The organism is Herbaspirillum sp. SJZ099 (assembly GCF_007828355.1).
In the GTDB taxonomy this organism is placed as follows: Bacteria; Pseudomonadota; Gammaproteobacteria; order Burkholderiales; family Burkholderiaceae_D; genus Herbaspirillum.
Map to the genome: position 1 here is coordinate 64,469 of NZ_VIUO01000004.1, position 14,479 is coordinate 78,947.

The 14,479-nt window shown below is 58.5% G+C and carries 10 protein-coding genes; 7 read left to right on the plus strand and 3 right to left on the minus strand.

The features are described from left to right. Positions 1 to 14: 14 nt before the first annotated feature. The 7 genes from dnaE (at position 15) to FB597_RS10550 (ending at position 11,466) form a co-directional block, all read left to right on the plus strand. Positions 15 to 3,476 carry a DNA polymerase III subunit alpha gene (dnaE, locus tag FB597_RS10520; RefSeq protein WP_144769502.1) on the plus strand — a complete coding sequence of 1,154 codons (3,462 nt, stop codon included), beginning with the start codon at positions 15 to 17 and terminating at the stop codon, positions 3,474 to 3,476. Positions 3,477 to 3,620: 144 nt separating this feature from the next. Then, positions 3,621 to 5,405 carry a lipid A export permease/ATP-binding protein MsbA gene (gene msbA / locus FB597_RS10525; RefSeq protein WP_144769503.1) on the plus strand — a complete coding sequence of 595 codons (1,785 nt, stop codon included), beginning with the start codon at positions 3,621 to 3,623 and terminating at the stop codon, positions 5,403 to 5,405. Between the two features lie 29 nt (positions 5,406 to 5,434). Next, the gene (locus FB597_RS10530; protein ID WP_255517140.1) at positions 5,435 to 6,631 is read left to right on the plus strand and encodes a glycosyltransferase family 9 protein; all 1,197 of its coding nucleotides are present in this window, start codon (positions 5,435 to 5,437) and stop codon (positions 6,629 to 6,631) included. 1 nt (position 6,632) lies between these two features. After that, positions 6,633 to 7,748, plus strand: a complete 1,116-nt coding sequence (locus tag FB597_RS10535) for a glycosyltransferase family 9 protein (protein ID WP_144769504.1) — start codon at positions 6,633 to 6,635, stop codon at positions 7,746 to 7,748. Further along, positions 7,745 to 8,728 (plus strand): glycosyltransferase family 8 protein, encoded by a 984-nt coding sequence (locus FB597_RS10540; protein WP_144769505.1) that lies wholly within the window; start codon positions 7,745 to 7,747, stop codon positions 8,726 to 8,728. The genes FB597_RS10535 and FB597_RS10540 overlap by 4 nt, the downstream gene beginning before the upstream one ends. Positions 8,729 to 8,801: 73 nt before the next feature. Next, positions 8,802 to 9,896 carry a glycosyltransferase family 9 protein gene (locus FB597_RS10545; protein ID WP_144769506.1) on the plus strand — a complete coding sequence of 365 codons (1,095 nt, stop codon included), beginning with the start codon at positions 8,802 to 8,804 and terminating at the stop codon, positions 9,894 to 9,896. Positions 9,897 to 10,041: 145 nt separating this feature from the next. Beyond that, the gene (locus tag FB597_RS10550; protein WP_144769507.1) at positions 10,042 to 11,466 is read left to right on the plus strand and encodes an O-antigen ligase; all 1,425 of its coding nucleotides are present in this window, start codon (positions 10,042 to 10,044) and stop codon (positions 11,464 to 11,466) included. On the opposite strand, the gene FB597_RS10555 is transcribed toward FB597_RS10550, so the two are convergent. From FB597_RS10555 to FB597_RS10565, 3 genes are read right to left on the minus strand one after another with little or no spacing between them, the layout of a single operon-like run. Next, positions 11,454 to 12,347, minus strand: coding sequence for a glycosyltransferase family 9 protein (locus FB597_RS10555; protein ID WP_144769508.1), 894 nt, complete (start codon positions 12,345 to 12,347; stop codon positions 11,454 to 11,456). The two genes, FB597_RS10550 and FB597_RS10555, sit on opposite strands and share 13 nt — an antisense overlap. Before the next feature lie 52 nt (positions 12,348 to 12,399). Beyond that, positions 12,400 to 13,863, minus strand: a complete 1,464-nt coding sequence (gene rng / locus FB597_RS10560; RefSeq protein WP_141911832.1) for a ribonuclease G — start codon at positions 13,861 to 13,863, stop codon at positions 12,400 to 12,402. Further along, positions 13,860 to 14,474: a nucleoside triphosphate pyrophosphatase gene (locus FB597_RS10565; protein WP_141911834.1), complete on the minus strand. Its 615-nt coding sequence runs from the start codon at positions 14,472 to 14,474 to the stop codon at positions 13,860 to 13,862. Before FB597_RS10565 ends, rng begins: the two co-directional genes overlap by 4 nt. Positions 14,475 to 14,479 lie beyond the last annotated feature (5 nt).

The window sequence follows — 14,479 nt, forward strand, 5'->3', positions numbered from 1 at the left end:
TAAAATGTGGCCCCATGACTACACCGCAATTCGTTCACCTCCGACTGCATTCGGAGTACTCCATCGTCGACGGCCTGGTGCGCATCGATGACGTCGTCCAGGCTGCCGCCAAGGATGGCCAGGCGGCGATGGCCGTCACCGATCTGGCCAACCTGTTCGGCATGGTCAAGTTCTACAAGGCCGCGCGCGGCAAGGGCATCAAGCCGATCGCCGGTTGCGACATCTGGATCACCAACGACGCCGACCGCGAAAAACCTGCGCGCCTGCTGCTGCTGGTCAAAAACCACCACGGCTACCTGCAGCTGTGCGAATTGCTGTCGCGCGCCTGGCTGGAAAATATTTACAAGGGCCGTGCCGAAGTGCGCATGGAATGGCTGGACGCATTGCGCCGCCAGGAAGGCGGCAACGGCCTGATCGCCTTGTCCGGCGCCCAGGGGGGCGACGTCGGCATCGCGATCGACAACAGCAACCTGGCGCTGGCCGAAGAATGCGCCAGGCGCTGGGCGGAGATTTTCCCGGGCGCCTACTACCTCGAGATCCAGCGCGCGGGCCATCCCAACATGGATATCCAGGTGCGCCAGACCGTCGCGCTGGGCGCCAGGCTGGGATTGCCGACAGTGGCCACGCACCCGATCCAGTTCCAGTCCACCGAAGAATTCATCGCCCACGAGGCGCGCACCTGCATCGCCGAAGGCGAGATCCTGGCCAATGCGCGCCGGGTACGCCGTTTCAACGACCAGCAATACTTCAAGTCGCAGGCCGAGATGGCCGAGCTGTTCGCCGACCTGCCGGGCGCCATCGCCAATACCATCGAGATCGCCAAGCGCTGCAACCTGGTGCTGCAGCTGGGCAAGCCGCAACTGCCGGACTTCCCCACGCCGGACGGCATGACCATCGACGACTTCCTGGTGGCGCAGACCAAGGCCGGCCTGGAACAACGCTTGAAGCACCTGTATCCGGACGAGGCCCAGCGCGAGAAGGAGCGCCCGCGCTACGAGGCGCGCCTGGAGTTCGAGAACAACACCATCATCAAGATGAAGTTCCCGGGCTACTTCCTGATCGTGGCCGACTTCATCCAGTGGGCCAAGAACAACGGCGTGCCGGTCGGCCCCGGCCGGGGTTCTGGCGCCGGTTCGCTGGTGGCCTATTGCCTCTTGATCACCGACCTCGATCCGCTGCGCTACAACCTGCTGTTCGAACGCTTCCTGAACCCGGAACGGGTCTCGATGCCCGACTTCGACATCGACTTCTGCCAGGAAGGCCGCGACCGCGTCATCCAATACGTGAAGGACCGCTACGGCAAGGAGGCGGTCTCGCAGATCGCTACCTTCGGCACCATGGCCGCCAAGGGCGCGGTGCGCGATGTGGGCCGCGTGCTCGACCTCGGCTACAACTTCTGCGACGGCATCTCCAAGCTGATCCCGTTCAAGCCGGGCAAGCTGGTGACGCTGGCCGACGCCATCGAGGAAGAGCCGCTGCTCAAGGAACGCCTGGAAAACGAAGAAGAGGTCAAGCAGTTGCTGGGCCTGGCCCAGCAGGTCGAAGGCATCGCCCGCAACATCGGCATGCACGCCGGCGGCGTGCTGATCGCTCCCGGCAAGCTGACCGACTTCTGCCCGCTCTACACGCAGGGCGGCGACGCCGGCGTGGTCTCGCAGTACGACAAGGACGACGTGGAAGCCGTCGGCCTGGTGAAGTTCGACTTTTTGGGCCTGACCACGCTGACCATCCTCGACCGCGCCGAACGCTACATCCGCATGCTCGACCCGGCCATGGCCGACTTCGACCTGGCCAAGCTGCCGTTGAACGACCGCGCTTCCTACGAGCTGCTGACCAAGGCCAAGACGGTCGCCGTGTTCCAGCTTGAAAGCCGCGGCATGCAAGGCATGCTGAAGGACGCGCGCCCCGACCGTTTCGAGGACATCATCGCGCTGGTGGCGTTGTACCGCCCGGGCCCGATGGACCTGATCCCCGACTTCTGCAAGCGCAAGCACGGCGAAGCCTTCGACTACCCGGACCCGCGCACCGAGGGCATCCTCTCCGAGACCTACGGCATCATGGTCTACCAGGAGCAGGTGATGCAGATGGCGCAGGTGATCGGCGGCTACTCGCTGGGCGGCGCCGACCTGCTGCGCCGCGCGATGGGCAAGAAGAAGGCCGAGGAAATGGCCAAGCACCGCGAGCTGTTCCGCGAGGGCGCCGCCAAGAACGGCCTGTCGACCGAGAAGGCCGACGAGATCTTCGACTTGATGGAAAAGTTCGCCGGCTACGGCTTCAACAAGTCGCACGCCGCCGCCTACGCGCTGCTGTCGTATTACACCGCCTACCTCAAGGCGCACCATCCGGCCGCGTTCATGGCAGCCAACTTGTCGCTGGCGATGGAAGACACCGACAAGGTCAAGATCCTGATCGAAGACGCGATCGACGTCTGCAAGCTGGCCATCCTGCCGCCCGACATCAACCTCTCGGACTACCGTTTCATGCCGGTGGGCGAACCGGGCAAGAAGGCCACGCAGATCCGTTACGGGCTGGGCGCCGTCAAGGGCGCCGGCCAGAACGCCATCGAATCCATTTTGGAGGCGCGCAAGGACGGCGGGCCGTTCAAGGATCTGTTCGACTTCGCCAAGCGCGTCGACAAGAAGCAGATCAACCGCCGCACCATCGACTCGCTGATCCGCGCCGGCGCTTTCGACTGCTTCAAGGTCGACCGCGCCATCCTGCAAGCCTCGGTCAACCTGGCCTGGGAAAGCGCGGAGCAGGCCGAGAAATCGGCCAACCAGGTCAGCCTGTTCGGCGGCGACGACAGCGACCTCGAAGCGCCGCTGGAATACGTGCAAGTCACGCCATGGAGCGACAAGCAGCGCCTGACCGAAGAGAAGGGCGCGCTGGGCTTCTACCTGTCGGGCCACCTGTTCTCGGCTTACGAAAAGGAAGTGCGCCGTTTCGTGCGCACCAAGATATCCAGCCTCGAACCATCGCGCGAACCGCGCAGCATGGCCGGCATCATCACCGCCGTGCGGGTGCAGATGACCCAGCGCGGCAAGCTGGTGATCTGCACGCTGGACGACGGCACCGGCGTGATCGAAGCCACCATCTATAACGAAGTGTTCGAACCGTTCAAGCACCTGATCAAGGAAGACGAACTGCTGGTGGTGCAGGGCCGTGTTTCCGAGGACCGCTTCAACGGCGGATTGCGGGTCTCGGCCGAAAAGGTCATGGACCTGGGCGCGGCGCGCATCCAGTATGGCGTGCGCATGGTGGTGCAGATCAACAAAGCGGTCGATACCGCCTTGCTGCGCGACACGCTGTCAGCCCACCGCCAGGAGCAAGGCCTGCCGTTCGTAATGCGCTACCTGCAGCCGGACGCCGGCTGCGAGGTGGTGCTGGGAGATGCCTGGCGGATCAATCCCAGCGATAGCTTGCAGAGTTCGCTGGTGGCTTCGTTTGGGAAGGAAGCGGTGATTGTCGAGTATTGAGATTCGGAATATGACCATAAGCTTGTGCTGCCGCAACGGTAGAATCGCAGGTTTGGGCTGACCGGGACACCTTGCCACAGCTACGGCGGGCAATCATGCAATATCGCGGGCGCCACCCCAGGCGCTCGTTTTTGGAACCAAAGAATGAAACTGAACATCTCGCCGCACTTCATCCGCCTGTTGCACATGCACAAGCCTTATCGCTGGCGCCTGGTGCTGGCTTTTATCGCCATGGCGGTGACAGCGGGCACCGAGCCGGTGGTTCCCTATATCTTCCAGGTGCTGCTCGACAAGGGCTTCGTCGGCAAGCCGGCGTTTTCCCTGTGGCTGGTGCCGGTGGCGGTGATCGGCATTTTCGTCATCCGTGGCGCCTCCACCTTCGCCAGCAGTTACCTGATGACATGGGTGACCACGCGGATCCTGAACGAAGTGCGTGGGCAGATGTTCGCGCGCATGCTGGATTTTCCACTGGCCTTCTATGCCACCAACAGCGTCGGCAAGGTGATCAATTCCATCATGTTTGAAGTACAGGGCATCACTGACATGGTGACCCGTATCTTCACCTCTATCATCCGGTCGGCGTTGACGGTGCTGGGCCTGTTGGCGTGGCTGCTGTATTTGAACTGGGTGCTGACTATCGTCACACTGGTCTTGCTGCCGCTGTTGGCTATTGTGGTGCGCTTCACCAGCCGCAATCTCAAGAAACTGAACCAGGATTCATTGCGCGTCAACGCCGAGCTGACCCAAGTAATCGAAGAGTCGACACGCGCCCAGCAAGTCATCAAGATTTTCGGTGGACAGGATTTCGAAAAACAGCGTTTCCATGAGAGATCGGAAAACCTGCGCCGCTACACCATGCGCATGACCAAGACTTTTTCTTCCACCGTGCCGATCACGCAATTCATGACGGCTTCGGCGGTGGCGATCGTGATCGTCATGGCGCTGATCCAGTCGGGCAATGGCCAGATCACGGTGGGCGGTTTCGTTTCCTTTATCACTGCCATGCTGATGTTGCTGACTCCGCTGAAGCAATTGGCTGAAGTCAATGGTCCCCTGCAGCGCGGCATGGCCGCGGCCGAAGCAGTGTTCAGTCTGATCGACATGCCGACCGAACGCACCGGTGGCCGCAATCTGGGAAAGCGCGCTGCCGGCAAGATCGACCTGGTCAACCTGTGTTTCAGCTACCCCGAGCGCGACCAGTTGGCGCTGGACCATGTGAATTTGAGTGTGAATGCGGGCGAGACCGTGGCGTTCGTCGGCATGTCCGGCGGCGGAAAATCGACATTGGTCAACATGATCCCCGGCTTCTATTCGGCCACATCCGGTCAGATCTTGTTGGATGGCGAACCTATCGAAGACATTTCGCTTCGCAGCCTGCGCCAACAGATCGCGATGGTCAGCCAGAACGTGGTGCTGTTCAATGGCACGATTATCGATAACGTGGCGTATGGCGACCCTCATCCAGATTTGGCCAAGGTCGAGGCAGCGCTGGAGGCCGCTCATCTGGGCAACCTGATGAAGGAGTTGCATGACGGTATCCATACGGTCGTCGGCGACAATGGCTCACGCCTGTCCGGCGGCCAGCGCCAGCGCTTGGCGATCGCGCGTGCGATCTATAAGAATGCGCCGATCCTGATCCTGGATGAAGCCACTTCCGCGCTGGACACGGAATCGGAACGCGCGGTGCAGGCGGCACTGGACTGGCTGATGGAAGGCCGCACCACCTTCGTGATCGCCCACCGCCTGTCGACGGTGGAGCGTGCCGATCGCATTGTGGTGCTGTCGGCTGGCCAGGTGGTTGAGGTTGGTTCACACAATGAATTGCTGGAAAAGAATGGTGCCTATGCCAAGCTGTATCACCTGCAATTCTCGGGTGAAGGAACCGAGCAGGATGAAGTCAAGTTGCAGCAATTGAAGAAACTGCTCTGAAACACGGGCGAATATCCAAAGAAAAACGCATGACCAGACAAGTTGACGCAAAATCGCTTCCCATGTTGAGCCAGATCGTCCCGCCTGAGGTGTTGCAGAAGTCGAACAAGATCCTGTTCGTGGCGCACCTCGCCTTGGGTGACTTTACATATATGCAGGCTTGCTTCAAGGCGTTTGCTGAAGCCTATCCGCATATCAAGATCCACCTGTGGGTGGACGAAGTGCGGCGCACCTATGACTTCCGCCAATGGCGGCACCTGCAGAAATACGTCGTGTTCGACTGGTTGCAGACCTGCCCGATGTTCGAGAAGCTCTACACCAAGACCTACAGCCCTTTTGTGCTGCGCGATTCGATCCGGGAGGCCCAGGCCGAGGACTATCCTATCGTCGTTTCCTTTGGACTGGCGCGTCGCCCGATGTATGCCAAGATGGTACGCAAGATCAGTAAAAAGGGTTTTGTTGTGGCCATGACCAAGCGGGTGCGTTTCTATGACTTCCGCAAGCACATGATTTATGGTGCGCTCGATGGCGCCATTCCAGTGTATTCGCATGACAAAACACTGCATGTGAGCGATGTCTACGCGAACTGGTTTACCGGCCTGTTCGGCATCCAGGTTCCGCATGAGAAGCGCGTGCCGACCATGGACGTGCCGCAGCAGTGGAAAGACGATGCATTGCGCCAGTTGGAAGACTGGGGTATTGCGGCCAAGGATCGGCGCCAGCATCCTTTGGTATTCCTTAACGCTTTTTCCAAACCGCCGGAGCGATCCTGGCCGTTGGCCAAGGCGACTGAGCTGGTGCGTCGCATGCAGGGCGATCCCAAGTGGGCCGAAGCGGATTTCGTCATCAATACCATGCCGGAGCAATGGGAAAGTACCCAGCGCGAAGTGCAGGCCTCGGGCGTTCCTCGCATTCGCCTGTTCAGCGCGCATGATCATTTTTTCCAACTGCCGGCCATGCTGGAGCAGAGCGACCTGATCATCACTGTCGAAACCTCCATCATGCATCTGGCCAATGCCGTGCGTGTGCCGGTGGTGGCGCTGATGCGCCAGATCAATCCTGAGTGGGCGCCGATCGATGCCGCCAACACCAATATCGTGTACACCCCCGAGCCTGATGACTGGATTAACAAGATCAGTGTTGATACGGTGATGGAGTTCCTGCACATGCCGATGGGCAGTGCGCCGCGCTTCACACCTGCGCAATTGCAACGGATGGCTAGCTGAAATGCCGCTCATTCCTCCACGGCGCCTGGCTGCAGCCGACAAGATCCTGTTCATCGCTCATCTGGCGATCGGCGACTTCACGTATCTGCAGAACTTCTTCAAGGCTTTCGCCGAAGCCAACCCGCATCTCAAGGTGCATATCTGGATTGACGAGGTACGGCGTACGGGCGACCAGGCCAAATGGGGTTACCTGAAGAACTATGCCCTGTACGATTGGGCGGAGAGCTGCCCTTTCTTTGCCAAGGTTTATCGGCGCACCTACAGTCCGCAACTGCTGGCCGCATCAATCACCGAGGCGCGCGCGGAACATTATCCGCTGGTGGTATCGCTGGCCACGCTGCGCCCAGCCCAGTATGCCGGACTGGCACGCGCCGCCGGCGGGCCCGATGCCTGGGTGGTCGGCATGAGGCGCAAGCCGCGCTGGTATGCCCCCTCTGATTTTCTGGCCTACCGCAAGCTGGATGCATCGTTCGCTCCGTTCGCGGGATTTGCGGGATACCACATTACCGATGTCTACGCCGACTGGTTCCGCCAGTTGTCCGGGCTTGTGGTCGAAGGGGCGGACCGCTATCCCTTCGTCGATATCCCACAGCAATGGCATGCGGCTGCGGAAAAGCAGTTGGCGCAATGGGGCGTGACTCCCGATGTTCCGGGATTGGCGGCAGGTAAGCCCGGCCTGGTTTTCATCAATCCTTTCGCCAAGACCAGGAAGCGTTGCTGGCCGGTAGTCAAGGTGGTGGACTTGATCAACGCCTTGCAGCAGAAGGATGAATGGCGGGCCACCACGTTCGTGATCAATGCTACGCCGCAGGAGATCGAGCAGGCCAAGGCGCAGGTCGCGGATCGTTTGCCTCCCCATACCCATTGGTTCAGCGCGCAGCAGAACTTCTTTCAATTGCCCGCGCTCCTGCAGCGCAGCGGCCTGATCATTTCGGTCGAGACCGCCGTCATGCATCTGGCCAACGCAGTGCATGTTCCGGTAGTGGCGCTTATGCGCCGGAAGAATCCAGAGTGGGCGCCGATCGATCGTGAGCGTAGCACCGTCATCATGGCCGCCAAGCGCAACGATTGGGTTGACGCTATCGGCGTACAGGAAGTGCTGGAGGTGTTGCGATGACCGCCATCGCGCAGATGGCGGCGCAATCCGGAAATGCTGATGCCTTCCACGTGGTGTTTTGCGTGGATGATCGCTATTTTCGTTGCATGGGAGCGACCATCGCTTCCATCATTGCCAATAATGCGGAACGGAATTTTGTCTTCCATGTGCTGGCGACCAAGGTGTCGGAGGACAATCGTCGCCGCTTCGAGAGTCTGGCGCAGCGGCCTGGCACCACGGTGCATCTGCATTTGCTCGACGCGGAGTTGTTCTCCCGCTTCGACCAGTACACCAGGTCGTCCTACTATTCTTCTGCCATCTTCGCGCGGCTGGTGATTCCAGACATTCTTAAGTCTTATACCGACCGTGTGCTTTATCTGGATGCCGACATCCTTTGCGTGGGTAGCATCGATGAACTGGCAAGACTTGATCTGGCGGATGATATTGCCCTCGTGGTGCCTGACGCCGAGGCGACCACGCGGCGCCGTGTGGAGGCGCTCAAGCTGAAACATCCGCGCTACTTCAATTCGGGCATGCTGTACATCAACATCCCGAAGTGGATCGAAGCCGGGATTACCCAGCAAACCATCGATGCCATTTTGAAAGACGGCGAGAATTTTCGCTTCCCCGACCAAGATGCCCTTAATGTGGTGCTGGACGGGCGCGCACGCTTTGTCGGCGTACGCTGGAATTACCTCTATGGATTGGTTGGCGACCTGGAGAACAACCGCCCCGCGCTGGCCATTCCCGCGGGAGCGGCAACCTTCATCCACTTTGCAGGATCGGTCAAGCCGTGGGGTGTCTGGAGCGGGCATGATTCTGTGCGCCTGTTCCAGAAGTACCATGCGCTGTCGGCGTGGTCGGATCAGTCGCTCGATATCGAGCCGACCAACTACAAGGAACTGCGCATGCATTCGCGCTTCCAATGGGCACGTGGCAACCGGCTGGACAGCCTGCGCTGGTACTGGCGCTACCTGCTGGTGCGCCGCGCGCGCAAATGAAGGCGAGGCCTTTTGCTCCAAGGCCTTAATGTTGGCTGGTAATCTGAAATTCCTGCGATAAGAAAGAAAACACATGGCCGACCAATTGGTTCCTGCCGGGCTGCTTGAAAAAGCGGACAAGATCCTCTTCGTCGCCCACCTCGCGTTGGGTGATTTCACCTATATGCAGAATTGCTTCCGCGCTTTCGCTGAATCCTATCCGCATATTCGCATGCACTTATGGGTGGATGAAGTACGTCGTACTTCCGACGCTTCCCAATGGGATCACTTGAGCAAGTATTCGCTCTATGACTGGGTCAGGTCGTGCGGGTTGTTCGACAAGATCTACGACAGGACTTACAGTCCGGCGCTTTACAAGCAATCGATCTTGCAGGCGCAGCAGGAGCAATATCCTATCGTGGTGTCGTTCGCCGTCCTGCGACGGCACCTGTACGCCGAGCTTGCGCGCAAGCTCAGTCCCAACGGTTTCGTCGTGGGGCAGAAGAAGCGTGTGCGTTTTCTTGATATCCGCAAGCATTTGGCCTATCGCAAACTGGATGCGCATATACCTGCTTACAGCACCTTCGATCTCAATGGCCGTCATATCAGTGCTATCTATGCCGGCTGGTTTGAGCAACTGTTCGGTATTGCCATTTCGGAGGATCGCCGCTTTCCCTATATCGATATCCCGGAAGAATGGCAGCAACGGGCTCGCGATGATTTGCGGAGGGCTGGCGTGCGGGAAGGCGCCAGGTTGGTCTTCCTGAATGCTTTTTCCAAATCGGAAGAGCGCAGCTGGCCATTGGAGCGCATGATCGAACTGGCGCAACGCATGCGAGAACGGGATGAATGGAAAGAGGCACATTTCATCATCAATTGCGTTCCGGAAAAACTGGCGCAAGCACGGCGCCTTTTTGCAGATGGCGCGGACGGATTGCACTTGTTCAGCGCTGACGAGAATTTCTTCCAGCTGCCCGCTACGCTCGCACTGTGTTCATTGGTGGTATCGGTGGAAACGGCAATCATGCATCTGGCCAATGCCGTGCACGTCCCTGTAATCGCCCTGATGCGCCAGACCAGCCCGGAGTGGGTCCCGATTGATGCAGCCTCCAGCAAGGTTCTCAGCGTCAAGACGCGTAAGGGATGGGTTATCGAGATATCTGTCGAGGATCTGCTTGATGAGATTTGACCGGGCAATCGTAGCCGGAAACAGTTTCTGTTTAGCTAATCGCTAATGGCCTCGTGTAAAAAGAGAGGAGCGATCAGTTACTACCGATAGTTTTTGAGAAGGAATCAGCAAGCCAATAGTTGAGCCTGTAGAGCTATTGCTAGATGTGCATACGGCCAAGAATAATTGGTGTGATGGTCAACATGAAAAAAATAAAATTTGGTGTGGATCCGCAGCTAACGTCAGTGGTGATGACTTATGGCATGTTTATGTGGACGATCATTGCATACGTGAAGAGATGGGGAATATGACACGACAATCATCGATGCCGTCGTTTTTCAGGCAGTTATTTTTTGCGGTAGCAGCAGTTTTTGTCGTTCTCGGAATGACGGTCAACCGCCTGGCAGGCGTTTGTTTTTATCTGCTGCTACTGTTGGGCCTGATTGCCATTTTCATCGGAGGGCGTGAGAGCATCGCTGCATATTTGAAATCATGGCGCCAGTGTTGGCACGTCTATCTGGCCATGTCTGCTTTCACATTGTGCATCCTGCTGAACCAGATGGTGGTTGGTAACGGAACCCTGAAGGATGTCAACATCGGGATCAGATTCATGGGTTTCATTGTCCTGTTCTGGGCCTTCCTGCAATTGGATGCCAGGCATTTCCGTTGGCTTGGCTTCATGTTTGGCGTGGGTGCCCTGATCGCAACTGCCAAGACATACTTGATGACCCAAGGAGGCGTCGCTCGTGATTATGTTAATTTCATGCCTATTATTGCGTACACCGAATTGGCGATGATATTGGGGGCGCTGGCCGTGTTGTCCATCAAATGGGATGAAGGGGCATTGTCAGGCAGATTTCGTCTGCTATCGATGATTTTCAAATTGATTGCAGGGATCGGTGGGCTGTATTCGGTCTACTTGTATCAATCGCGCGGTGCATGGCTGGCGATTCCCATTTTTGTTGTAGCAACTTGCGTGGCCTTCATGCCGCGAGGTCGTTTGCTTCGGAAGATGGCAGTAGCGTTGGTGATCCTGCTGGTAATCGGTGGGATCTATGGATCGACTACTACGGTGCGCGAACGGCTTGTGCAAGCGGGGGCCGATATCAATGGCCTCAGGCAGAACAGCAATATGGATTCGTCTTTGGGCGCCCGCTACCAGCTTTGGAGGGCATCGCTCATAATCTTCACGGAACATCCTCTGGTGGGGGTGGGGGTGAATGGCTATTCTAAAGCTCTCGAAGAGATGGCTGATCGGGGGCTGATTACTCGCGATAGCGCGACATTTCCGCATTCTCATAACGAGTTTCTGTTTACAGCAGTGTTGTTTGGTTCTGTTGGCATCGTGAGTTTGCTGGCGCTCTATCTTGTGCCGCTTTGGTATTTTTTACGGGAATTCCGGCGGCATACGCCGCAGGCAGAAGTTGCGATGTTGATGGGGGCAACCTTATGCTTGTCCTACATTGCAGATGGCCTTGTGGACGTGATGTTCGCATGGCGCGAATGTGCTTTGTTTTACACCATCATGCTTGCATTGCTGATGGCTGCAGTCAGACACTTTCGTGAATCTGGCGTTGCTTACCCTCGATAAGCCTTGAGCATCGGCATCAGAACCCCGATCACATCGGATGGGAAGAAACGTTGATACTGACGTCGGCGGATCTTGAAGCCGCGCCGTGTCGTTGCTCTTGCCAGTTGCAGCTCAATCATCGCCAGATTGCACTTTTTGGGAAGGCTGTTCCATGGTAGGGGCAGTCCCAAGGATTCTTGAAGTGCCCGAAAGATTTCTCGATCTTCTTTCATGTCTGGATAGATCGCCAGTTGAGGTTTGTGCGGGCATAATTGCGCAAACAGGTGGCTGGGGCCAGTATCGCCGCCAATGAATGCATCGGCAGCCAGCATTTGGGCCATCATGTCCTGATAGTTGCCGTTGAACTTCCCCGGTTCCGGATTCAGTAGGATCACTTCGCAGCCTTTTTTTTCGAGCGCCCTGGCTACCGCCAATGCATCTTCACGCCGCCAGTTTCGTTTGTGATTGTAGAGTGCATCATCGAGAATATGCATCAGTACATAAGGCTTGTGGGAAACGCGAATACTTGAGAGTTTCTGGGCCGCTTGCAGGACCGAATCGGGTATGTGCTCGAAGAATCCATTGACCGGATGTCTGCCGAACTCGTTGGTGGCATTAAGCCATAGTACTGTCTGATCCCATTCAGGCAGCGCCATCGACTTGATCTGCTCTTCATTGACCGCAGTGAATGTGTCCGGGAAATACAATTCCATTGGGAAGGGCTCGGGGATCAGCAAGTGCTGGTCCAGTGCGCCGAAGCGTTCGCCGGTACGCAGGCGGCGATGCTGTGCGTACCAAGCCGATGCCATACGGTCCCCGAGACGGAGCTTGCTGAAATTGACATAGGCTGCGAGAACGTTCGCCGGCTGATTCTGGTTATTATTCACAGTGATGGGTGCCAAACAATATCAAGAGCAGCTGAAGGTTCGTATCGGTCACACTTCGTCGGGCGGGTCACATCAGAATAATGTCATACTGCTCCTGCTGATAATCGCTCTGCACCTGCAACGAAATCGGCTTGCCGATGAAATCCCCCAGCATCGCCAGGTGCTGCGACTCTTCTTCCAGGAACATGTCCACCACCACTTGCGAGGCCAGGATGCGGAATTCGCGTGGGTTGAATTGCTTGGCTTCGCGCATCACCTCGCGCAGGATCTCGTAGCATACCGTGCGCGAGGTCTTGACCTGGCCGCGGCCCTTGCAGGCGGGGCAGGTTTCGCACAGGATGTGGGCCAGCGATTCGCGGGTGCGCTTGCGGGTCATTTCCACCAGGCCCAGCGTCGAGAATCCGGATACCGAGATCTTGGTGCGGTCGCGCTGTAAGGCGCGGCCCAGTTCGGCCAGCACCGCGGCGCGGTGCTCGGTGCTTTCCATGTCGATGAAATCGAGGATGATGATGCCGCCCAGGTTGCGCAGGCGCAACTGGCGCGCGATGGCGTGCGCCGCTTCCAGGTTGGTCTTGAAAATGGTGTCGTCGAAGTTGCGGCCGTTGACGAAGCTGCCGGTGTTGACGTCGATGGTGGTCATCGCCTCGGTCTGGTCGACGATCAGGTAACCGCCCGATTTGAGATCTACGCGCCTGCCCAGCGCGCGTTCGATCTCTTCTTCCACGCCGTACAGGTCGAATAACGGACGTTCGCCGCGGTAGTGCGCGAGCTTGGTCAGTACCGATGGCGTGTAGAGCGTGCCGAACTCCTGCAGCATGCGGAAGTTCTCGCGCGAGTCGACCTGAATGGTCGCGGTGTCGTCGTTGACGAAGTCGCGCAGCACGCGCTGGGCCAGGGAGAGATCCTGGTGCAGCAGCGTGGGCGCCGGATTGGTTTTGCTTTGGCTGACGATGGTGGCCCAGGTCTTGCGCAGGTACTCGACGTCCATTTGCAGGTCGGAGTCCGAGGCGTCCTCGGCCATGGTGCGGATGATGAAGCCGCCTTTCTCTTCCGGCGGCAGCAGCGCCTGCACCTTGCTGCGCAACAGTTCGCGTTCGGCTTCGTTCTCGATGCGCTGGGAGATGCCGATGTGCTTGTCCTGCGGCAGGTAGACCAGCATGCGGCCGGCGATCGATATCTGCGTGGACAGGCGCGCGCCCTTGGTGCCGATCGGATCCTTGATGACTTGCACGGTCACGGTCTGGCCGTCGTGCAGCAGCTTCTCGATGGCGATGGCCGGGGCGTTCTGGCCATCGTGCGGCCGCGCTTCCCAGATGTCGGCCACGTGCAGGAAGGCCGCGCGTTCCAGGCCGATGTCGATGAAGGCCGACTGCATGCCGGGCAGCACGCGCACGACTTTGCCCAGGTAAATATTGCCCGCCAGGCCGCGCGAGAGCGTGCGCTCGATGTGCAGCTCCTGCACCGCGCCCTGCAGGATCAGCGCCACGCGCGTCTCCTGCGGGGTGATGTTGATCAGAATATCTTCGCTCATAGGATTCGAACGCCCGCTTTTTGTAATAGTTGCGCCGTCTCGAACAGCGGCAAGCCCATGATACCGGAATGGCTGCCGACGATATTGGAGACGAACATCGAAGCCAGTCCTTGGATGCCGTAGGCGCCGGCCTTGTCGTAGGGCTCAAGCGTGTTGCAGTAGGCGGCGATGGCGTCGGCGCCGAGTTCGGCGAAGCTGACGTCGGATTGCTGGGTGATTTGCCAGACCTCGGTTTCCACGCCGATGGTCAGTCCCACGGCGATGCTGGTCAGCACCTGGTGGGTGCGGCCGGACAGGCGGGTGATCATCCGTACTGCTTCGTCATGGTCGGCCGGCTTGCCCAGGATCAGTTGGTCGATCACCACTGTGGTGTCGGCCGCGAGGATGGGGCGATGCGGCAGTTGGCGCAGGATCATGGTCTGCTGCGCGCTGTTGAGTTTGTCGCGCGTGACGCGGGCGACATAATCCAGCGGGCTCTCGTCGGGCAGCACGCTTTCATCGACTTCCTTCTCCGACAGCAGCAGCTCGAAATCGATGCCGATCTGGCGCAGCAGCTCGCGTCGGCGCGGGCTCTTGGAGGCCAGGTAGATTTTTTGGTCCGCTGGTTTCATTCAGC

Excerpts from the sequence above, each read along its gene's own strand:
- dnaE (WP_144769502.1), top strand. The coding sequence starts at position 15 with ATGACTACACCGCAATTCGTTCACCTCCGACTGCATTCGGAGTACTCC.
- msbA (WP_144769503.1), top strand. The coding sequence starts at position 3,621 with ATGAAACTGAACATCTCGCCGCACTTCATCCGCCTGTTGCACATGCAC.
- FB597_RS10530 (WP_255517140.1), top strand. The coding sequence starts at position 5,435 with ATGACCAGACAAGTTGACGCAAAATCGCTTCCCATGTTGAGCCAGATC.
- FB597_RS10535 (WP_144769504.1), top strand. The coding sequence starts at position 6,633 with ATGCCGCTCATTCCTCCACGGCGCCTGGCTGCAGCCGACAAGATCCTG.
- FB597_RS10540 (WP_144769505.1), top strand. The coding sequence starts at position 7,745 with ATGACCGCCATCGCGCAGATGGCGGCGCAATCCGGAAATGCTGATGCC.
- FB597_RS10545 (WP_144769506.1), top strand. The coding sequence starts at position 8,802 with ATGGCCGACCAATTGGTTCCTGCCGGGCTGCTTGAAAAAGCGGACAAG.
- rng (WP_141911832.1), bottom strand. The coding sequence starts at position 13,863 with ATGAGCGAAGATATTCTGATCAACATCACCCCGCAGGAGACGCGCGTG.
- FB597_RS10565 (WP_141911834.1), bottom strand. The coding sequence starts at position 14,474 with ATGAAACCAGCGGACCAAAAAATCTACCTGGCCTCCAAGAGCCCGCGC.